This is a genomic window from Protofrankia sp. CiT1 (assembly GCF_917627335.1).
In the GTDB taxonomy this organism is placed as follows: domain Bacteria; phylum Actinomycetota; class Actinomycetes; order Frankiales; family Frankiaceae; genus Protofrankia.
Genome location: NZ_CAKJTP010000263.1, coordinates 3,512 through 4,304, shown reverse-complemented (window position 1 = coordinate 4,304; position 793 = coordinate 3,512). Strand labels below are relative to the sequence as shown.

Annotated in this window: 2 protein-coding genes; one reads left to right on the top strand and one right to left on the bottom strand. The window is 66.0% G+C overall.

From position 1 onward, the window contains the following. Positions 1–240: hypothetical protein (locus MJ785_RS21180; protein WP_239382568.1), on the bottom strand; the 240-nt coding region annotated here is incomplete at its 3' end. 193 nt (positions 241–433) lie between these two features. Here MJ785_RS21180 and MJ785_RS21175 point away from each other — a divergent pair. Further along, positions 434–793, top strand: a 360-nt coding sequence (locus tag MJ785_RS21175) for a protein kinase (protein WP_239382566.1), incomplete at its 3' end; no start/stop codon positions are given.

Sequence of the window (793 nt, the reverse complement as noted above, 5' to 3'; positions counted from 1 at the left end):
CCGCCCGCTGCGCCCTTGTGACGGCAGGTCCACTCGCGCCCAGGCGAATCGTGGGTTGTCCCGGGTTTGCCATAGGAACACCTCCTGGATCACCGGGTGACGTACTGTCATGGTTGCCGGCGACCACAGCTTCATGGTGACCCCAAGTACAGGATTATTTCCCATACGTGTCTTAAGGCTGACAGCGAGCGTCCATGGGTAGGCGGCGGGAGTCTCACCCGCCCCCCACAGATCCCGCATGACACGCCCGTCACGGGGGGGCTCGTGCCGCCCAGCCGTCAGGGCGTGTAGGCGAGCTGCCAGTGCGCGAACAGACCAGGTTAGATGCCCCTGAACGGCAGGCGTTGACCGCCAGTAACCTGATGGACGTCAATGCCACCGTCATCCACGGGGGACCGGCATGCCGGCAAGGCGGCATTTAAGACCCAACGACATGTTCGCTGGGTACCGCATCGAAGGTATCCGTGGTTCCGGCTCCTTTGGCGCGGTGTACGTCGCGCTCGAAGCACAGGTGGGCGGGCACCGGCGGATAGCCCTCAAGGTGATCGACCCGGCCGTGGGCGTCGATGGCGTTGTCGGCCGGGAAAGGTTCCTGCGGGAGGCCAGAGCGCTGGGCGCCGGGCACCACCCCCATATCGTGCCCGTCTACAATGCCGGCGAACAGGATGGGCTCCTCTACCTGGCGATGCCCCTCATGCCGGGCGACTTGGACGAGGAGATCCAGCGCCGTGGCATGTTCCCACCGGCAGTGGCCGGGCGTGTCGCCAGTCAGGTCGCCGAGGCCCTGAATGCG